Source organism: Mycobacterium dioxanotrophicus, assembly GCF_002157835.1.
In the GTDB taxonomy this organism is placed as follows: Bacteria; Actinomycetota; Actinomycetes; order Mycobacteriales; family Mycobacteriaceae; genus Mycobacterium; species Mycobacterium dioxanotrophicus.
This window is the reverse complement of sequence record NZ_CP020809.1, coordinates 4737813-4751822: the sequence shown is the minus strand read 5'-3', so window position 1 is coordinate 4751822 and position 14010 is coordinate 4737813. Positions and strand designations below refer to the sequence as shown.

The window sequence follows — 14010 nt, the reverse complement described above, 5'->3', positions numbered from 1 at the left end:
GCTAGCGGAAGAGGCGCACCCCATGGATCATGACGGCATCCGGATCGAGGACGTATCCGTCGTCTTCGATGCCCCAGCAGGCAAGGTGACTGCGGTAACCGACATCACCCAGCATGTGCCGCACTCCAGCTTCGTGTCCATCGTCGGGCCGAGCGGATGCGGGAAATCCACTCTGCTGGCTGTGATCTCGGGTTTGCAGAAGGCCTCGACGGGCCGAGTGCGCGTGGCAGGCAAACCGGTGACAGGCCCTGATCCGTCGATCGGTGTGGTGTTCCAGGAGGATTCGACCCTGCCATGGCGCACGGTCGAGGAGAACGTGGCATTCGCGATGGAGATGATCGGCACCGACAAGGCCGCCCGTCGGCGACGCGCGAAGGATGCCATCGAACTCGTGGGCCTTGGCGGCTTCGAAAAGTCGTATCCCTCGATGCTTTCCGGCGGCATGCGGCAACGGGTCGCGCTGGCTCGCACGTTCGCCGTGCAGCCTGAGGTGGTGCTCATGGACGAGCCGTTCGCGGCGCTCGACCAGCAGACCCGGCTGTTCCTCGGCGCCGAGGTCCGGCAGATCTGGGCCCGCACGCATCAGACCATCGTGTTCGTCACCCACGACATCTCGGAGGCCATCCTGCTGTCCCAACAGGTGTGGGTGATGTCGTACCGGCCGGGGTCGATCATCGACGTCGTCGACATCGACCTGCCGGACGAACGCGACGCAGGCATGGTCTCCACGCCAGAATTCAACGAGCTGCAGAACCGCATCTGGACCTCGCTGCAGGCCGAATCGATGCGCGGGTTCAAGCAGCAGGAGGCTGCCACCACGTGACGACTTCCTATGTGGCACAAGATGACCTGCCCACCGAGACGATGACACCGGATTCCGGCCGGCCGCACCCCGCGCCGCGCAGGCGCAGGCTGAACAACTTCGCAGTGAGCGGCATCTCGACCGTCGTGCTCATCGTCGCGTTCCTGGTGTTCGCCGAGATCGGTGCCAAGGCCGGGTGGTGGAGCGATCGCGTCCTGCCCGCGCCGTCGGTGATCCTGGCCGAGTTGGGCCGCCTGCTCGGACAACCGCAGTTCTGGGACGACGCCGCGCGCACCGGGCTCGAGGTGGCGTTCTCGATCGTGTTCGGCAGCCTGTTGGGATTCGCAGCGGGCCTGGTGTTCTGGAAAGTGCCCGCGGTCGGGCGGATCTTCGAGCCGTATCTGGTCTCGTTCTACGCCGTGCCGCTCGTGCTGTTCTATCCGGTGATGATCGTCCTGGTCGGGATCAACGCCACGTCGGTGATCATCCTCGCGACGGTCATGGCCGCGATTCCCATGGCGCTCAACACCGCGGTCGGGCTCAACTCGATGCCACCGGTGTACCTCAAGCTCGCCCGTTCCCTCAAGGCGTCCCCGCGTCAGACCCTGTTCGCGATCGCGATTCCCGCGGCCGGGCCGTTCATCGTCGCGGGACTGCGCCTGGCCGTGGTCTACGCGTTGATCGGCACCATTGCGATGGAGTTCACCACCGCGCAGGCCGGCCTGGGCTACCGCATCCGCTATCTCTACGAGATCTTCAACAACAACGAGATGTTCGCCTACATCGCCGTGGTGCTGGTGCTCTCATGCATCCTCACCGTGCTGCTGGCGCTGGTGGAACGCGTCCTGCTGCGGGGGAGGTACCGATGACCGCCACGGTGGAAAAGGCCTCGGTACCAACCAAAACCGGGTCGGCCACGCAGCGGATCCGCGCGCTGCTCGGCAACCAGGCCGTGGGCGCGACCGTGCTCGCGGTCCTGGTGGCGATCGTGTGGGAGGTGTTCTCCGACCTCACCTTCGTGATCCCGTCACCCGTGCAGACCATCGGTGTGCTGATCGACAACCTCTCGGACCCGGCATACCTGTTCGACCTGCGCGTCACCGCGCAATCGGTGTTCCTGGCCTTCGTCATCGGAACCGCGATCGGCGGGGGACTGGGGCTGCTGCTGGGGCTTTCGGAGCGACTGCGCGTGATCTTCGAGCCAATGCTGATCATGCTCAACGGCATTCCCAAGATCGTGCTGTACCCGGTGTTGCTGCCGATCTTCAGCCTGACGGGTTCCAAGGTCGTCATGGGTGTGTTGTTCGCGTTGTTCCCGGTGCTCATCAACGTGTCCACCGGTGTTCAGGAGATCCCGCGCGTCTACTGGAAACTCGCCCGCTCGGTGCGTGCCAGCGCGTGGCAGATGCTCGTGCACATCATCATTCCCGCGATCCGGCGCCCGCTGCTGACCGGTATCCGGCTGGCCGTGAGCCTGGCGGTGGTCGGCGTGGTGCTCTCCGAGTTCTTCGCGACCCGTCGCGGTCTGGGCCGGGTGGTGTTGCAGGCCTACAGCCACGGTGACTACCCGTCCATGGTCGCCACGATCATGCTGCTGATCACGATCTCGTTCGGCATCTCGATTGCGTTGTGGCAGTGGGAGAAACGACTCCATTGAGCCGGGGCTACATCGGCAGCTCGGTGCGGCGCCGCGAGGACGAGCGGCTGCTCGGCGGACACGGGCAGTTCGTGGCCGATCACGCGGCGGGCGCACACCACGTGGCGTTCCTACGTTCCAGCGAGCCACACGCCGTCATCACGCGGATCGACACCGCGGTCGCGGCCCGGATGCCCGGCGTGGTGGGTGTTTTCACGGCAGCCGGCCTCGGGCTGTGCGGGGTGCCGATCCCGAGCTTGACCACACCGGATCCGCAGTTCACCGCGGCCACCTCGTGCGTGCTGGCCGAGCAGCGGCTGTCGATCCTCGCCTCCGATCGAGTGCACTACGTCGGCCAGCCGATCGCCGTGGTGGTCGCCGAGGACCGGTACTGCGCCGAAGATGCGTTGGAAGCCATCGAGATCGACTACGAGGCACTCCCGGCAGTCACCGATCCGGAGTCGGCGCTCCAACCGGGCAGTCCGGTGTTGTTCGACCATCTCGACGGCAACGAAGCAGCCCGGCTGCGCTATTCGTTCGGTGATCCCGAGCGCGCATTCGCCGCTGCCGCACACGTTGTCGCCGGAACCTACCGCATGAACCGGCACGGCGCGGTCCCGCTGGAATGCCGGGGCGTGCTCGCGCACTTCGACCCCCGTCGGCAACGCGTCGAGCTGACCACCTCGACCCAGGTTCCACACATGGTGCGCAACGCCATCTGCGCCGTGACCGGCTGGTCCCGTCAGGACATCAAGGTGTCGGTGCCCGATGTCGGTGGCGGTTTCGGCACCAAGGCCAACGTGTACGGCGAGGAGATTCTGCTCGCGATGCTGGCCCGGCGTACGGGCCACCGGGTGATCTGGGTCGAGGACCGTCAGGAACACCTGGTCGCCAGCGCGCAGGGACGTGATCAGATCCATCGCACCCGGCTCGCGCTCGACGCAGAAGGCCACATCGTGGCATGGGCCGACGACTTCGTCGTCGACATCGGCGCCGGAAGCCTCTGGGTCGCAGGCATCATCGCCAACACCGCGATCCACCTGCTCGGCCCCTACCGGATACCGGCGGCCGACATTGCCGGGCGGGCCGCGTTGACCAACAAGACCCTGGTCGCGCAATACCGCGGTGCCGGCCGGCCCGAAGCGACGTTCGCGCTGGAACGTAGCCTCGACGCCGCGGCCGCCGCCCTCGGGTTGTCGTCGGACGAGATAAGGCGGCGCAACCTGCTGACTGACGCCGACCTGCCCTACGCGCGGCCCATCCCATACCGGGACGGCGTGCCGATCAGCTATGACGGCCGCGACTACCGTGCGTGTCTGGAGTCGGTGCTCGAATCGCTGCCGCGGGACGAGATGACACCTTGCGCGGCAACACATCCGCAGTACCGCATCGGGTACGGGCTGTCCTGCTACCTGGAGGCGACGGGCCGCGGCCCGCACGAGACCGCGCGGATCCGGTTGCTGCCCGACGGGCACTTCGAGGTCACCGCCGGGGCGGCGTCCGCGGGCCAGGGCCACGAAACCGTGTTCGCACAGGTGGCCGCCGAAGCGTTGGCGGTGCCGATGGAGCAGGTCTGTTACGTCCCTGGCGACACCGAACGATTGCCCGATGGCGTCGGTACCTTCGCGAGTCGCTCGGCGATCCTCGCCGGTTCGGCCGTACACAAGGCCGCCCACGAACTCGTCGAACTGGCCACCGGGCGAGCCGCACGGCTGGCAGGCGCCGACGAAGCCGACGTGCAGTACACCGACGGCCGATTCCATGTGGCCGCAGAACATTCCGTGAGCTGGCCCGAACTCGCCCGTGCCGCTGCTCTCGGCGGCGATCAGGAGAGCGGTGGCGCACTCGATGTGACCGCCGTGTATCGGGTGCCGACCGTGACCTGGACGATGGGTGTGCACGCCGTGATCGTCGGGGTGCACCGGCGCACCGGCATCGTAAAAGTGTTGCGCTACGCGGTATCACACGAAGGCGGCCGCGAGATCAACCCGAAAATCGTCGAGGGCCAGATCATCGGCGGGGTCGCACAGGGCGTGGGTGGGGCGCTGTTCGAGCAATGGCGGTATTCGGCGTCCGGCCAGCCGCAGTCGACCACATTCGCCGCGTACCACCTGCCGCTCAGCACCGACCTGCCGTACGTGCGGGTGCGGCATCTGCACGTCGACACCCCGGTGAATCCGATCGGGGTGCGGGGTGCGGGGGAGAGCGGCACCATCGCCGTCTACTCGGCCGTGGCCTGCGCTGTCGACGATGCCGTCGGTGGCGGATTCCACGTCGACAGCACACCGATCTCCACAGGTGAGGTGTTCCGGGCCCTGGAGGCATCGTGAAACCCGCTGCGTTCGAGTACTTTCGGCCCGACACCGTTGGTGAAGCGCTGGAACTGCTCGCCACGTACCCGGACGCCAAACTCATGGCGGGTGGACAGTCGCTCATCGCGTTGATGAATCTGCGGCTGGCCCGGCCGAGTGCGATCATCGACATCGGCAGGCTCGAGGAACTCACCCGGATCTTCGACGACACCGACGATCTGATCCTGGGTGCCCTCGTCACGCACCGCACCGTCGAGGTGGATCCGCTGATCGCCGCCCGGGCTCCGCTGCTCGCCGACGCCGCGCGCTACATCGGCCACGTCGGCATCCGTAACCGCGGCACCATCGGCGGATCGGTGGCCCACGCCGATCCCGCCGCCGAAATGCCGCTGGCGACCCTGGTTCTCGGGGCAACGTTTCACAGCGATTCCGCATCCGGTGGGCGCCGCCAGATCCCGGCCGAAGACATGTTCGTGTCGCTCTATACCAACGCACTGGAACCCGACGAGATCATCACCTGGATCTCGGTGCCCGCGACCCGCGCCGGTCAGGGCTGGGGCTTCGTCGAATATGCCCACCAGCACGGTGATTACGGGCTCGCGGGGGCCGGCTGCGTGCTCGCCGTCGGAGCAGACGGACGCATCGCGTCGCTGCGGTGTGCGGTGTTGAGCGCAGCCGACCGGCCGCTGCTGTTCATGGGTGACGACGTCGTCGGCGAACGACCGTCGGCTCGGCTGTGGGACACCCTCGCGACCCGCTGGGCACAGTCGACCGAGCCGTCCGCCGAGGATCCGGACTACGGGCGCCGGCTGTGTGAGGCTGCGGTGCGGCAATCGCTGGCCGACGCGCACCGGCGGCTCGCAATCCTGGAGGGGAATCCCGATGGACGGCGTTGATACCGTCAAACACACGGCGGGCGTGGCGATCTCGGTGGTGGTCAACGGTCGGCTCGTGCAGCGCACCGTGCCGCCGCGGTTGACTCTCGCGGATTTCCTGCGCGACGAGTTGGGCCTGACCGGCACGCATCTCGGCTGCGAACATGGCGTGTGCGGCGCCTGTTCGGTGTTCGTCGACGGCCGCAGCGCGCGCACCTGCCTCATGTTGGCCGTGCAGGTCGACGGGCTACGGGTGACCACCGTGGAGGGCCTCGACGAGTTCGAGGAGACCCGGCGGCTACGCCAGGCGTTCTCCGAACGCGGTGGTTTGCAATGCGGTTTCTGCACGCCCGGCTTTCTCGTCACCGCGGTGGAGTTGCTGCGTGACCCGAACACCGAGAAGCCGCTGACCGAGGATTCGGTGCGGGAGGCGTTGTCGGGCAACATCTGTCGCTGTACCGGATATCAGGGCATCGTGCAGGCGGTGCTGGATGCCGCAGATCGATCAGGATGATGCCTGCCGGTCGACTCCGCACGCCGGAACTGCTGCGTCCGGTCGGCTCCAGCCGGTGGGGCATGGGCGTGGCCCTGGCGTTCGCGCTGGGCGCCATACTCATCGTCCCGGCCATGTCCGGCCACGCCGAAGCGGGCTCGGCCGTGGCCCTCGGGTTCGTCCTGACCGCGGTGCCCGAGCTGCCCACCACACGCCGTGCGGCAATGGAGACAATGGGTGCGCGAGCCGCGACCGTAGTGGTCTGTGGCGTGATCGTGGTGCTGAGCACGCCATACCCCGCCGTCCTGTTGGCCGTGACCGTCGGGGCGGCCATGTTCGGGGCACTGGTGGCCCGGGTGGGCGCCACCGCCGGGTTGGCTGTGGTGCTGCTCGCGACCGATCTGGACGGCGCGCGTGGCCTCGGCGCGCTGTGGCCGTATGTGCTGGGCGCTGCCGTCGTAGGCGTGGCTTGGGCGGTCTGGTTCGGCTGTGCGCGCGACCGGCCCGACGAACCCGCGTCGCCCCGTGCAGGCGGCTGGGCACACGCGCTGCGGGTCGGTGCCGCCGTCGGGGTCGCGGCGTCCGCCGTCACGCTTCTTCCCGTGGACCTGGTGGGTGGGCACTGGCTCGTCACCAGCGTGCTGCTGACCATTCAACCCAGTCAGTCACAGACCGGAATGCGGTTGGCGCAACGGCTTTCGGGTAACACGGTGGGAGCGGTGATCGCCGCGGTATTGCTCGGCGTTCAGCCGCCCGCGCCGGTGACCATCGGCGTGACCGTCGTGCTCTTCCTGCTCGCGATGGCCCTGCGTCCGGTCAATTACACGTGGTGGGCGATCACCGGGCCGCCGGTGTTGCTCGTCATCAGCGAGTATCCCGAACTGTTCCCGTGGTACGAGGGCGGCGTCCGGCTCGCGATGAATCTCGCCGGTGCCGTGATCGTCGCGGTGGTGGTCTTCGCGATCCCGGCGTCGATCCGGGCCTACCGGGAACGGTAGCGGGTCTGTACCGGACATCGATTATCGGATAGTGTATACAAAATCCAAACACTGATTCTGGAGGTTGCGTGACCATCCTGCTCGTGGAGGACATCGGTCTCCTGGTGCATGGCGACGCCACGAGGAAACCGCTGCGGGACACCACGCTGCTGATCGAAGACGGACGCATCGCGGGCATCGGGGTCGACCACCCCCATCCCGACCGCGTGCTCTCGGCCGGCGGACTCACGGTGATGCCCGGCCTCGTCGACGGTCACGTGCACCCGACATTCGGCGAATGGACGCCGGCGCAGAATTCGATCGGATGGATCGGCAACTACCTGCACGGCGGTACCACATCGATGGTATCGGCAGGCGAATTGCACATCCCCGGACTGGATTTCGCGGCACTCACGCCCGAACTCGTACTGAGCATCGCGATCACGTCCAAACACACCACAGGTCGGGCCCGGCCCTCCGGCGTCAAGCTCAGCGCGGGGACCGTGCTGCTCGTGCCAGGCATGACCGAGGAGCACTTCGACCGGGCCCACCGCGAAGGCATCGACCAGCTCAAGTTCATCTTCTACGACTGGAACCGGTTGGGCGACGGGGAAGCCCAGCGCTACGTCGAGTGGGCCCACCAACGCGGCATGACCGTCAAGATGCACTCGGGTGGGGTGTCGCGGTCGGGATCGAGCCGGGTCGCAGGCCGTGACATCGTGGTCGCCGTCCGCCCCGACATCGTCGGCCACATCTCGGGTGGCCCCATCCCACCGCCTGACGAGGACATCCTGGCGATCATCTCCGACGTGCCGACGGCAAACATCGAAGTGTGCAGCTCGATGAACTTCCGGGCCACTAAGCTCGCCGCGGAAGAGTTGTCGGCCCGCGGCGAGCTGGGGCGGCTGACGCTTGGCACCGACACCCCCCGGCGGCACGGGCGTCATCCCGCGGGGCATGCTGCGCAACATCTGCTTCCTCGCGTCGGTCTGCGGTGTCGATCCGGTGGCGGCCATCGCAGCGGCCACCGGCCAGACCGCCAAGGCGCATGGTCTCGACACGGGTGTGCTGACCGAAGGGGCACCCGCCGACCTGCTGGTGCTCGGCCCGATCACGGGTTCCACGGCGCACGATGCGCTGGAGTGCTTCGCGCTCGGTGATCTGCCGGGAATCGCGACGGTGCTCGTCGACGGCGTACCGCTGGTGGAAACCCGCAGCCAACAGACCCCACCGCCGAGCCGCTCCGTGCGCTGGCGCGGCGAAGTGGCGCCTGCCGCCGAGCCGGCTCGCGTCGCCGGATGCTGCTGAACCGACAAGGAGTCCAGACCATATGACCCAAGCCGCTGTCTCCCAGGGTGTTTCGGCCGGTATGAGCGCCGATGCGCTGATCGGAATCGACGCATTGCTCAACGCCGAGGAGCGCGAGATCCGCGATACCGTCCGTTCGGTCGTGCAGCGCAAGATCAATCCGCACATTGCGAGCTGGTACGAGAACGGTGACCTGCCTGTGCGCGAACTGGCCGTCGAACTCGGCGAACTCGGCTTGCTCGGCATGCATCTCAAGGGCTACGGCTGCGCGGGCACCTCGGCCGTGGCCTACGGCCTGGCATGCCTCGAACTCGAAGCAGGCGATTCGGGCATCCGTTCCCTCGTCAGCGTGCAGGGGTCGCTGGCGATGTTCGCGATCTACGCGTTCGGCAGTGACGAACAGAAAGAGCAGTGGCTGCCGGACATGGCGACCGGGCACCGCATCGGTTGCTTCGGCTTGACCGAACCCGATCACGGCTCGAACCCGTCGGGCATGCGGACGCGGGCGACGCGTTCGGGCGGCGACTGGATCCTCACCGGCACAAAGATGTGGATCACCAACGGCTCGGTCGCCGATGTCGCGGTGGTGTGGGCGCGGACCGACGACGGCATCCGCGGATTCGTCGTCCCCACCGACACACCGGGCTTCACTGCGAACACCATCAAATCCAAGCTGTCCCTGCGTGCGTCGGTCACCAGTGAACTGGTTCTCGACGGCGTCCGCCTCCCTGAGGGCGCGTTGCTGCCAGGGGCGACGAGCCTCGGCGCACCGCTGCGGTGCCTGGGCGAAGCCCGGTTCGGGATCGTGTTCGGCGCGCTCGGTGCCGCGCGGGACTGCCTGGAGACCGCCCTCGAGTACGCGCGCTCACGAGAACAGTTCGGCCGACCGATCGGTGGCTTCCAGCTCACGCAGCAGAAGCTTGCCGATATGACGCTCGAGTACGGCAAGGGCGTTCTGCTGGCGATGCACCTGGGCCGCCGCAAGGACGCCGGCGACCTGGTGCCCGAGCAGGTCAGCGTCGGAAAGCTCAACAACGTGCGGGAGGCCATCCAGATCGCTCGCACCGCCCGCACCATCCTCGGGGCCAGCGGCATCACCGGCGAGTACCCGGTCATGCGGCACGCCAACAACCTCGAATCGGTATTGACCTACGAGGGCACGAGCGAGATGCATAGTCTGATCGTCGGGCAGGCACTTACCGGAGTCGGCGCGTTCCGCTGAGCCGTCAACCAGCCACGAGCTCTAGGAGGTCAGGTGGCAGAGTCCATCGACGAATACTTCACCTCGACCGTCTCGGCGCTGGGCCGGCCTGGTGCCGAAACCTGGCCCGATGCGTCGGCGCTGACCGTGCCGAAGGCGTTGGCGCTCTTCGACACCCAGCTCGCGAGCCGTCACCTGGATCTCGCAGCACGCTGGCTGCGGTCGCAGGGTAAGGGTTTTTACACCATCGGCTCGTCTGGGCACGAGGGCAACGCGGCAGTCGCGGCCGCGCTGCGCCCGACCGACCCCGCGCTTTTGCATTACCGGTCCGGCGGCTTCTATCTGGCCCGCGCCGCGCAGGTGGACGGTTCGGATGCCGTCCGCGACGTGCTGCTCGGGCTGGTCGCCGCGACCACCGAACCGATCTCGGGCGGACGGCACAAGGTGTTCGGCCGCCACGACCTCAACGTCATCCCGCAGACCTCGACCATCGCGTCGCATCTCCCGCGTGCCGTGGGCGTGGCGTTTTCGACCGCCCGGGCCCGCAAGCTCGACGTGCCCTGCGCCTGGCCGGACGACGCCGTGACGGTGTGCAGTTTCGGCGACGCGTCGGCCAACCACTCGACCGCGGTCGGTGCCATCAACGCGGCCCTGCACGCCTCCTACCAGGGCCTGCCCATGCCGTTGCTGTTCGTCTGCGAGGACAACGGCATCGGTATCAGCACCAAGACACCGCGGGGCTGGGTAGCCCGTACCTACGCGAACCGGGAGGGTTTGCAGTACTTCGCCGGGGACGGATGCGACCTGGCCGATGCCTACGACACCGCGCTGGCCGCGGCCACCTGGGTGCGTAGTCAGCGCAAACCCGCCTTCCTGCATCTGCGCACCGTGCGACTGATGGGCCACGCCGGCTCCGACTACGAGCCGGCGTACCGCAAACCCGACGAGATCACCGGCGATTTCGACCGGGATCCTGTGCTGAACACCGCGAAACTGCTTGTCAGACATGGCATCCTGACCCCGCAGCAGGTGCTTGAGCGCTACGAGGCGAAGCGTGCCGAGGTGATCGACCTGGCGCGTGAAGTCAGCGAATCGCCACAGCTCGACAGTGCGGCAGCGGTCACCAGGCCACTGCGCGACACTCTCGACGAAGCCAAGGCGGTCGCCGTCGCCGCTCCCGGACCGCCCGCCGACGGACTGACCCTGGCGCTGGCGATCAACCGCGCCCTCAAGGATGTCCTGGCCCAAAACCCGGAAGCGATGGTGTTCGGTGAGGACGTCGCGCGCAAGGGCGGCGTCTACGGTGTCACCCGCGGGCTGCAGGGCAGTGCGGGCCCCGCGCGGGTGTTCGACACGCTGCTCGACGAACAGACCATCCTTGGCCTGGCCCTCGGCGCCGGGGTCTCCGGACTGCTGCCCATCCCCGAAATCCAATACCTGGCCTACCTGCACAACGCCTCCGACCAGATCCGCGGTGAAGGCGCCACCCTGCAGTTCTTCTCCAACCGGCAGTACCGCAATCCGATGGTCGTGCGCATCGCCGGCTACGGCTACCAGAAGGGCTTCGGCGGGCACTTCCACAACGACAACTCGATCGCGGCCATCAGGGACATCCCCGGGGTGGTGATCGCGACGCCTGCCCGCCCCGACGATGCTGCTGCCATGCTGCACACCTGCGTGGCAGCCGCGAAAACCGCTGGCGCGGTGTGTCTTTACCTCGAACCGATCGCGCTGTACCACACCAAGGATCTGTATGCCGATGGCGACGGGGAATGGCTCGCGTCCTATCCGACCGACGCTGTGCAGGTCGGACGCGCCCGCACCTACGGCGACGGCTCCGACCTCACGATTCTCACGTTCGGCAACGGCCTGTGGATGAGCCTGCGGGTGGCCCGCCGGCTCGCAGATCACGACATCGCCGCACGCGTGGTCGACCTGCGCTGGCTGGCCCCGCTTCCGGTCGACGACATCATGCGGGAGGCCAACGCCACCGACCGGGTTCTGATCGTGGACGAGACCCGCGAAACCGGTGGCGTCGGCGAAGGTGTGCTCGCCGAGCTGCTCGCGCACGGGTACACCGGGAAAGTGGCACGGGTGGCCAGCAGTGACAGCTTCATCCCGCTGGGTGACGCCGCGCTGCGGGTGCTGCTCTCCGAGGACACCATCGAGGCCGCGGCGATGAAGCTCGTGGGCAACCGCGCTTGATAGCTTGACCGAATGGTCGAACCTGCAACGCCGGATCTGACCGGCTCCTCGCCGGCACCCCTTGCGGGCGTGCGGATCATCGAGATCTCCAGCTTCGTCGCGGTGCCGCTGGCCGGGATGACACTCGGCCAGCTGGGCGCGGAGGTGATCCGGGTCGATCCGATCGGCGGAGCGGCCGACTATCACCGCTGGCCCGTCACCGAGGGCGGCGAGAGCATCTACTGGGCCGGGCTCAACAAGGGCAAGCGTTCGGTGGCCGCCGATATGCGATCGGTCGAAGGCCAACGGCTGGTGCAGCGGCTGATCGCCGAGGCCGGCGTGTTGGTCACCAATGTGACCGGCCGGCAATGGCATTCGTACGGCGAGTTGGTGACGGCACGGCCCGACCTGATCCACGTCGAGGTGTCAGGGCGCGCCGACGGCGGCACCGGGGTCGATTACACCGTCAACGCCGGGCTCGGGTTCCCGTTGGTGACCGGGCCGGCGCAACTCGCTGCCCCGGTCAATCACGTCCTGCCCGCGTGGGACATCAGCTGCGGGCTCTACGTCGCGCTGGCGGTCAGTGCTGCGCTGCGTCATCGCGACGCCACGGGTGAAGGCAGCCGGATCAGCATTCCGTTGGAGAATGTGGCGCTGGCGACGGCGGGCAACCTGGGATTCCTCACCGAGGTGATGATCAACGGGACCGAACGCGAGCGGCTGGGCAACACTGTTTTCGGCACCTATGGGCAGAACTTCACCAGCAGCGACGGGGTGGCTTTCATGCTCGTCGCACTCACCGGCCGGCACTTCCGCGACCTCAGTGAGGTCACGGGCACCACGAAAGCCGTTGCGGCACTGGCAGAGGCGCTGGGTGCCGACTTCTCCGACGAGGGCCAGCGCTACACCCACCGCGACGCGCTCACCGGCCTGTTCACGCTGTGGTTCAGCCAGCACACCGCCGAGGAGATCGCTGCGGCACTGTCGGGCACGTCGGTGCTGTGGGAGCGCTACCGCAGCTTCACCGAGGTCGCCACCGATCCGCGCGTGACGGCCAACCCGCTGTTCACGCCGCTGGACCAACCGCGTGTCGGGCGGTACCTGGCGCCGGGCCTGCCGATGGCGATCGGCGGGGTATATCCGCCCGCAGTGCCTGCGCCTGCCGTCGGCGACGACACCGCCGCAGTGCTGGCCGAACACCTCGGCCTTGGTGCTGAAGAGATCGCCGCACTGACCGAATCAGGAACTGTCGCAACGGGTTCGACCCGGTGAGCACACTGCTGAAGGTGCTCGACGTGCGCGCCGAGGGCGACGGTTACCGCGGTGAGAGCATGGGGCCGGACGGTAAACGGGCGTACGGCGGGCAACTGGCCGCCCAGAGTCTGGCCGCGGCCTGCCGTACCGTGGAGGCAGACCGGTCACCGACCAACATGCACGTGCAGTTCCTGCGCGGTGGCGACGCGGGAGCACCGGTGCACTACCGGGTACAGCAGCTCTACGATGGCCGCACGGCAGCCGCCCGTCGGGTCGAGTCCTATCAGAACGATCGGTTCCTGACCGCGGCCACGGTGTCTTTTGCGACGGAACTACCGGGGCCCGAACACGGTCACATGCCGTTGCCGGGCGACCCCGAGACGCTGCAACACACGGGGCCGCCCGGGCCGGCTCCGTCACTGCCGTTGGGGGAGTTCGATATCCGCGTCGACGACGCCGGCTCGGCCGAGGCGTTCGTGCGCCGGTTCTGGTGGCGCGTCACCACCGACCTGCCGGCCGACCCGCGGGTACACGCCGTCGTCGCGGTGTACATCACCGACCTGTACGGCATCGACCCGGTGTTGGCCGTCCACGGACACAGCATGCGGTCGCGCGTGTTGCGCAGCGGTACCACCGATTCCTCGATCTGGTTTCATAGGCCGGTGCGTGCCGATCGGTGGAATCTGCTCGAGGCGCGGTCACCGGCGGCCGCGCGCGGACGCGGTGTCGCCACCGCAAGCCTCATCGGGTCTGACGGTTCGGTCGCCGCAACGCTCGTGCAGGAGGGGTTGGTCACCGAGCGTCCCGCGCAGTGATCGATCGCGGATCAGCCGACGATGAGGTTCAGCAGGCCGAGGTCACAATCCTCGATGTCGTCGATGGCGATGTCGGGCTGGATGTCTGGAAGGAAGACGCTGCCGGCGCGATGGTCCGCTGGTCGGTGCTCTTGAGAAGCGTTCCATCGCAGT

At 67.6% G+C, this 14010-nt stretch carries 13 protein-coding genes; 12 read left to right on the top strand and 1 reads right to left on the bottom strand.

Translation table 11 applies throughout. The features are described 5' to 3' along the window. The first annotated feature begins 22 nt into the window (after nucleotides 1–22). The 7 genes from BTO20_RS23165 to BTO20_RS23135 are packed head-to-tail and all read left to right on the top strand — an operon-like array spanning nucleotide 23 to nucleotide 7116. On the top strand, nucleotides 23–823 hold the full coding sequence (locus tag BTO20_RS23165; RefSeq protein WP_087078448.1) for an ABC transporter ATP-binding protein: 801 nt from the start codon (nucleotides 23–25) through the stop codon (nucleotides 821–823). Continuing rightward, nucleotides 820–1671 carry an ABC transporter permease gene (locus tag BTO20_RS23160; RefSeq protein WP_087078447.1) on the top strand — a complete coding sequence of 284 codons (852 nt, stop codon included), beginning with the start codon at nucleotides 820–822 and terminating at the stop codon, nucleotides 1669–1671. Before BTO20_RS23165 ends, BTO20_RS23160 begins: the two co-directional genes overlap by 4 nt. Continuing rightward, a complete protein-coding gene (locus BTO20_RS23155) occupies nucleotides 1668–2459 on the top strand; it encodes an ABC transporter permease (RefSeq protein WP_087078446.1) in 792 nt (263 codons plus the stop codon). The genes BTO20_RS23160 and BTO20_RS23155 overlap by 4 nt, the downstream gene beginning before the upstream one ends. Beyond that, nucleotides 2438–4768 carry a xanthine dehydrogenase family protein molybdopterin-binding subunit gene (locus BTO20_RS23150; protein ID WP_087078445.1) on the top strand — a complete coding sequence of 777 codons (2331 nt, stop codon included), beginning with the start codon at nucleotides 2438–2440 and terminating at the stop codon, nucleotides 4766–4768. Before BTO20_RS23155 ends, BTO20_RS23150 begins: the two co-directional genes overlap by 22 nt. Next, a complete protein-coding gene (locus tag BTO20_RS23145; RefSeq protein WP_087078444.1) occupies nucleotides 4765–5646 on the top strand; it encodes an FAD binding domain-containing protein in 882 nt (293 codons plus the stop codon). The genes BTO20_RS23150 and BTO20_RS23145 overlap by 4 nt, the downstream gene beginning before the upstream one ends. Beyond that, on the top strand, nucleotides 5633–6139 hold the full coding sequence (locus tag BTO20_RS23140) for a (2Fe-2S)-binding protein (RefSeq protein WP_087078443.1): 507 nt from the start codon (nucleotides 5633–5635) through the stop codon (nucleotides 6137–6139). Before BTO20_RS23145 ends, BTO20_RS23140 begins: the two co-directional genes overlap by 14 nt. Further along, a complete protein-coding gene (locus tag BTO20_RS23135) occupies nucleotides 6139–7116 on the top strand; it encodes an FUSC family protein (protein WP_157680312.1) in 978 nt (325 codons plus the stop codon). Before BTO20_RS23140 ends, BTO20_RS23135 begins: the two co-directional genes overlap by 1 nt. Before the next feature lie 601 nt (nucleotides 7117–7717). On the opposite strand, the gene BTO20_RS40700 is transcribed toward BTO20_RS23135, so the two are convergent. Then, a complete protein-coding gene (locus BTO20_RS40700; RefSeq protein ID WP_232490830.1) occupies nucleotides 7718–7954 on the bottom strand; it encodes a hypothetical protein in 237 nt (78 codons plus the stop codon). 98 nt (nucleotides 7955–8052) lie between these two features. Between BTO20_RS40700 and BTO20_RS40695 the strand changes: the two genes are divergently transcribed. The 5 genes from BTO20_RS40695 to BTO20_RS23110 are packed head-to-tail and all read left to right on the top strand — an operon-like array spanning nucleotide 8053 to nucleotide 13857. Continuing rightward, the gene (locus BTO20_RS40695) at nucleotides 8053–8403 is read left to right on the top strand and encodes an amidohydrolase family protein (RefSeq protein WP_232491259.1); all 351 of its coding nucleotides are present in this window, start codon (nucleotides 8053–8055) and stop codon (nucleotides 8401–8403) included. Nucleotides 8404–8425: 22 nt separating this feature from the next. Next, nucleotides 8426–9625: an acyl-CoA dehydrogenase family protein gene (locus BTO20_RS23125; RefSeq protein WP_087078441.1), complete on the top strand. Its 1200-nt coding sequence runs from the start codon at nucleotides 8426–8428 to the stop codon at nucleotides 9623–9625. Between the two features lie 33 nt (nucleotides 9626–9658). Further along, nucleotides 9659–11809, top strand: a complete 2151-nt coding sequence (locus BTO20_RS23120; protein ID WP_087078440.1) for a thiamine pyrophosphate-dependent enzyme — start codon at nucleotides 9659–9661, stop codon at nucleotides 11807–11809. Between the two features lie 12 nt (nucleotides 11810–11821). After that, nucleotides 11822–13060 carry a CoA transferase gene (locus BTO20_RS23115; protein WP_087078439.1) on the top strand — a complete coding sequence of 413 codons (1239 nt, stop codon included), beginning with the start codon at nucleotides 11822–11824 and terminating at the stop codon, nucleotides 13058–13060. Beyond that, nucleotides 13057–13857 (top strand): acyl-CoA thioesterase, encoded by an 801-nt coding sequence (locus BTO20_RS23110; RefSeq protein ID WP_087078438.1) that lies wholly within the window; start codon nucleotides 13057–13059, stop codon nucleotides 13855–13857. The genes BTO20_RS23115 and BTO20_RS23110 overlap by 4 nt, the downstream gene beginning before the upstream one ends. Nucleotides 13858–14010 lie beyond the last annotated feature (153 nt).

Bases quoted from the DNA above. Each gene is read 5' to 3' on its own strand.
- BTO20_RS23140 (WP_087078443.1), top strand. From the start codon at position 5,633: ATGGACGGCGTTGATACCGTCAAACACACGGCGGGCGTGGCGATCTCG.
- BTO20_RS23165 (WP_087078448.1), top strand. From the start codon at position 23: ATGGATCATGACGGCATCCGGATCGAGGACGTATCCGTCGTCTTCGAT.
- BTO20_RS40695 (WP_232491259.1), top strand. From the start codon at position 8,053: ATGCTGCGCAACATCTGCTTCCTCGCGTCGGTCTGCGGTGTCGATCCG.
- BTO20_RS23115 (WP_087078439.1), top strand. From the start codon at position 11,822: ATGGTCGAACCTGCAACGCCGGATCTGACCGGCTCCTCGCCGGCACCC.
- BTO20_RS23155 (WP_087078446.1), top strand. From the start codon at position 1,668: ATGACCGCCACGGTGGAAAAGGCCTCGGTACCAACCAAAACCGGGTCG.
- BTO20_RS23135 (WP_157680312.1), top strand. From the start codon at position 6,139: ATGCCTGCCGGTCGACTCCGCACGCCGGAACTGCTGCGTCCGGTCGGC.
- BTO20_RS23125 (WP_087078441.1), top strand. From the start codon at position 8,426: ATGACCCAAGCCGCTGTCTCCCAGGGTGTTTCGGCCGGTATGAGCGCC.